4 protein-coding genes and 1 pseudogene are annotated in these 3,645 nt (G+C 64.3%); 2 read left to right on the plus strand and 3 right to left on the minus strand.

Annotated elements, in window-relative coordinates; translation table 11 throughout:
- The coding region (locus ABDV78_RS19490; protein ID WP_343529096.1) for a transposase at positions 1-419 on the plus strand (419 nt) is incomplete at its 5' end.
- Between the two features lie 434 nt (positions 420-853).
- Here the strand turns inward: ABDV78_RS19490 and ABDV78_RS19495 are convergent.
- On the minus strand, positions 854-1,555 hold the full coding sequence (locus tag ABDV78_RS19495; protein ID WP_343529097.1) for a DUF2971 domain-containing protein: 702 nt from the start codon (positions 1,553-1,555) through the stop codon (positions 854-856).
- 60 nt (positions 1,556-1,615) lie between these two features.
- On the minus strand, positions 1,616-2,926 hold the full coding sequence (locus ABDV78_RS19500) for a hypothetical protein (protein ID WP_343529098.1): 1,311 nt from the start codon (positions 2,924-2,926) through the stop codon (positions 1,616-1,618).
- A 142-nt stretch (positions 2,927-3,068) separates the two neighbouring features.
- Between ABDV78_RS19500 and ABDV78_RS19505 the strand changes: the two genes are divergently transcribed.
- Positions 3,069-3,422 (plus strand): hypothetical protein, encoded by a 354-nt coding sequence (locus ABDV78_RS19505; protein WP_343529099.1) that lies wholly within the window; start codon positions 3,069-3,071, stop codon positions 3,420-3,422.
- Here ABDV78_RS19505 and ABDV78_RS19510 read toward each other — a convergent pair.
- Positions 3,396-3,645: pseudogene (locus ABDV78_RS19510) on the minus strand (hypothetical protein); the annotation flags it as partial. The gene ABDV78_RS19505 and the pseudogene ABDV78_RS19510 sit on opposite strands and share 27 nt — an antisense overlap.

Genomic DNA, 3,645 nt, shown 5'->3' on the forward strand with positions numbered 1-3,645 from the left:
ATATACTTCGCACAGCCGCTTCTCGCAGCGGCATGATCAACCAGCGGCAATCCACTTATTCACGCCGCGAGCCTGTGCAGACAAACCGAGCCACCTCTGACCGGCAGCAGGTCATAACGTTGACCGCCGACGAGTTCATCCGCCGCTTCCTGCTCCACGTCCTGCCCAAGGGCTTCCACCGCATCCGCCACTATGGCCTGCTCGCCGGCGCGACCCGCAAGGCGCATCTTGAACGCGCCCGGAGGCTGCTCGGGGTCGCACCGCCCGCGGCGCCCGACACACCGCCCGAACCGGACGACGTCCGCCCACCATGCCCGTGCTGCGGCGGACACATGGTCGTCATCGAAACCTTCGAACGCCAGTGTCAGCCCCGTGCACCGCCGGACCGCGCTCTTCTATCCGGGATGCAGGCGTCGTGACCCGGCACGGCCCGACCTACCCCCGCCACGCGGTCGCCCCGCATCCGGCGTCCGTGCCGCTCGCACCGGCGACATCGCCAGTCACATCCACGCTCGCCCAGACCGCCAGTCCTGTCCGACATCCATCGCGCACGCTGCACCCGATTGCCACATTCCCGCACGTTGGAGCGCATCCCGTCGCCCATCGCCGTCGTCGGCACAACACCCGAAAACCGCTTTCCCCATAGATCATCGCCAGCGGCCCGCGGCTTCCTGCTTTGGAGGATATCGTACACCTGCCGGTGCCCGATTTCCTTTACAGATGCGGACATTGGGGCGGGCTCGATCGCTTCCCAAAAGCGGACGCTCGTTCAGACGATCTTTCGCGGCCGGCAGTGGGCCGACAGCGGACTGTCAGTTATCGGCTGCCCAGGCATAAGACGCGGACAGTCAGGTCAACTCTTTCGCGCTTCCTTCTTGGGCGGCTGGTAGAGCGTGGTGAACTGCATGGAATAGGCTTCCACCTTCATGACCGACACCTGCACCTGCAGCTGCTGTCCCACCTCGACGAGCCTGCCCTGTTCGGCTGGACTTGTGCGCGATCCCAGAAGGATCTTCCTGACGGCGGCCGTCCGGCCGTAGGACGCCTGGCCACGCCCGTCCCGGAAGATCCGCCATTCGCGTTCGCTCGCCCAGCGCACCGTCTTGCTCGACAGGCAGTGACGCGCCTTCTCGGTGGGGGTGCTGCGGTCCATCGCCAGGATCGGCTCGAGCTCGGAGTAGATCATCCTGGTGATAGCGACCGTGTCGTCCAGCCCGCGCAGGAGGGCGTTGACGTTGTATTGCACGCACATCCCGCCGAAATGGTCGGCGTAGTGCGCCCACATCGGCTCGTGGTCCAAGACCTCGGACATCGACGCGATCCCGGTGGTGGCGAGCGCGTCGTCGACGGCCTCCTGCCGCTTGCTGCCCGGGGATCCACCGGAGAAGCGCTGGGATAGGCGGTGCGAGCCCTCCATGGGGTCGTTCATCTCGGAGAAGAGCGGACAGAAGATGTAGCCGCCGAGAAGCGCGCTTATCTCCTGGTCCAGCTTCGAGCCAAGCGGCCTGAATCGGTAGAGGTTCGATGGCTTCGCGTAGATCTCGATCGTCGCCATTCACACCCCTCGATTATCCGGCGCGGCCATCCCCATCCCGGCGATGACTTCCGGCAAGTGCTACGTGAGCGGCGAGATCGCGGGATCGATGTCGCCGAAGTTGATCTCGACCCAGTCGCCGCTGTCGTCCTCGCCGGTCTTAACAACATCGATGGACGAGGGCAGCCGGCCCTCCATCAGGTTGCGAAGGATGTAACCCTGCACCGAACTCGGCTCTCTCGGCAGTTTTCGTGCAGCCTCGACATTTTTCGCGCCGTTGTCCTCGAGCGTCCTTAGCCCAGCCAGTATTTCCGTGAACTCGCGCAGGCCGATGCGGACCTTCGAGCGTGACATAGAGTAGCCTCCGTGGTGACCAAGGTCGTAATCGTCCTCTCGCGCCCGCAGCGCGCCATTTACCGGGGAGCGGCCGGGCTTCGGCAGATGCTCCATCATTGATCTAAACAGCGCGTCCAACTGCTTTGCGGCTGCGGAGTTATCGCGGACCCGTAGCCGGGCGGCATTCTGTCGGACAGGCGGAAGCGGTGCCCACCCGCTCTGCTGGGTCTCTCGCGCGCTTAGCAGCAGCACGAAGTCGACCGACGAGTATTGCCGGAAGAACTCGTCGATGATCTGGTCGGCGGACACCTCGTCCCGGCTGCCGGAGCGACTTGATAGGGCGGTGCAATCGCCGTCCCCGACGATAACGCCGGTCACGCCGTCCGCACTGCGCAGCTGATCAGCCTTTGCCTTCAGCGCGCCGTATAGGGGGTTCCGGTCCTTGATTTTCGGGACGTCGTAGGCGGCGATGCTGTAAGAGCTGTAGGGTGCCTTTCGCGGATCGATCGTGATGTTGATGCCCACGTCCTCGTCATCTATTTCTACGCGGAGCACCGTCTCGCCGGCCTCCATCTGCTTGCGCAGCTGCGGCACAATCGTTTCGTTCACAAAACTCTGCAGCTTCCTTCGCGGCGGCAGCAGGAGGACAGTCCTGGTTCCACGCTTCGTTCTCTCGTGTCGGGAGCGGATCCTGATGTCGAGGCCGCCGAGCGGAAGGCCCATCCTATCCTTGGCCCGCCCGACAAGTTCGCCCAGCTCGTGGTACGGATTGTCGTTGTCCAGGCCCTCGTCCGAAACCGAGGTCACGTCCGCTATGAGCTGCAGGTCAGGCGTCGCTAGCTTGATGTCTGGCCGTCGGCCGGATGCGAGTTCGGCCTCGTTCTCCAAGGTCCCGCATTTCGACAGGGCGTGTAGGACGACGGTTTCCCACATCGCGGCGACCCGGTCCTTCCCGGCGCGGTTGAGCCGTCGGGCAAGTCCATCGACAAAGGCGTCACCGATGACGCCGCGCAGCTCGTTGAGGCGGCGCTGCAGCGCGCGACGCTCGTAGATCATCCCGTTATTCTAGCATAGGCTGGCCGTCAGACGCATCTGATTTCAGGATTGTTCCAACGCTCCGGGGCTTTGCACGGACCTCGGCCTCCTTCATCCTCGCGCAATGAGTCACGCCTTGGACCCTCCCGCCTCACGACAGCCGTTGCGGATCCCCAGCGATCAGCTGGCAAGGCAGGCGGCCGCGAGCCTCGGCGGCCACCTCTTTCAGGCAATCCGCGCGGCAACCGAATGGTCGCATCTGGGCGACGATGCGCGGTTGCTAATCGAGGTCGCCGAGGACTACGCCGTTCTAGTCCGTGACGCGCTCGACATGACGCAGACGAAGCACGAGTTCGGAGCGTCGGTGACCCTGCGCAGCGACGGGATCCGCAAGGCGCTGTCGGGGCTGATCGCGTTCCAGGACGCCAATCCCAACCTCAGGGTGAGCCTTGCATACCTCACGACTGCGCAGCCTGGACGGGAGAATGGCTCAGCCGTTCCGAACGGGGCGACCTGAAGCGCTCCGAGTTTCGCGGAGGCATTTTCGTTTGGGCGATGCCGCGATAGCAGATGGCTCTTTTGCGGCATAGTATGCGGCCTCGGCTTCTGCCGGTGTGATGTATCCGATGGGACCGAAGGGGCGATGGTTGTTGAACCAGTCGACCCAGCGCAGCGTGGCCAACTCGACGGCGGCCAGGCTCGGCCAGGACCGCTGGCGCCAGATGACCTCGGCCTTGAAC

Origin of the sequence: Sphingomonas sp., assembly GCF_039594485.1 — a bacterium.
In the GTDB taxonomy this organism is placed as follows: Bacteria; Pseudomonadota; Alphaproteobacteria; order Sphingomonadales; family Sphingomonadaceae; genus Sphingomonas.

Excerpts from the sequence above, each read along its gene's own strand:
- ABDV78_RS19495 (WP_343529097.1), bottom strand. The coding sequence starts at position 1,555 with ATGGCGACGATCGAGATCTACGCGAAGCCATCGAACCTCTACCGATTC.
- ABDV78_RS19500 (WP_343529098.1), bottom strand. The coding sequence starts at position 2,926 with ATGATCTACGAGCGTCGCGCGCTGCAGCGCCGCCTCAACGAGCTGCGC.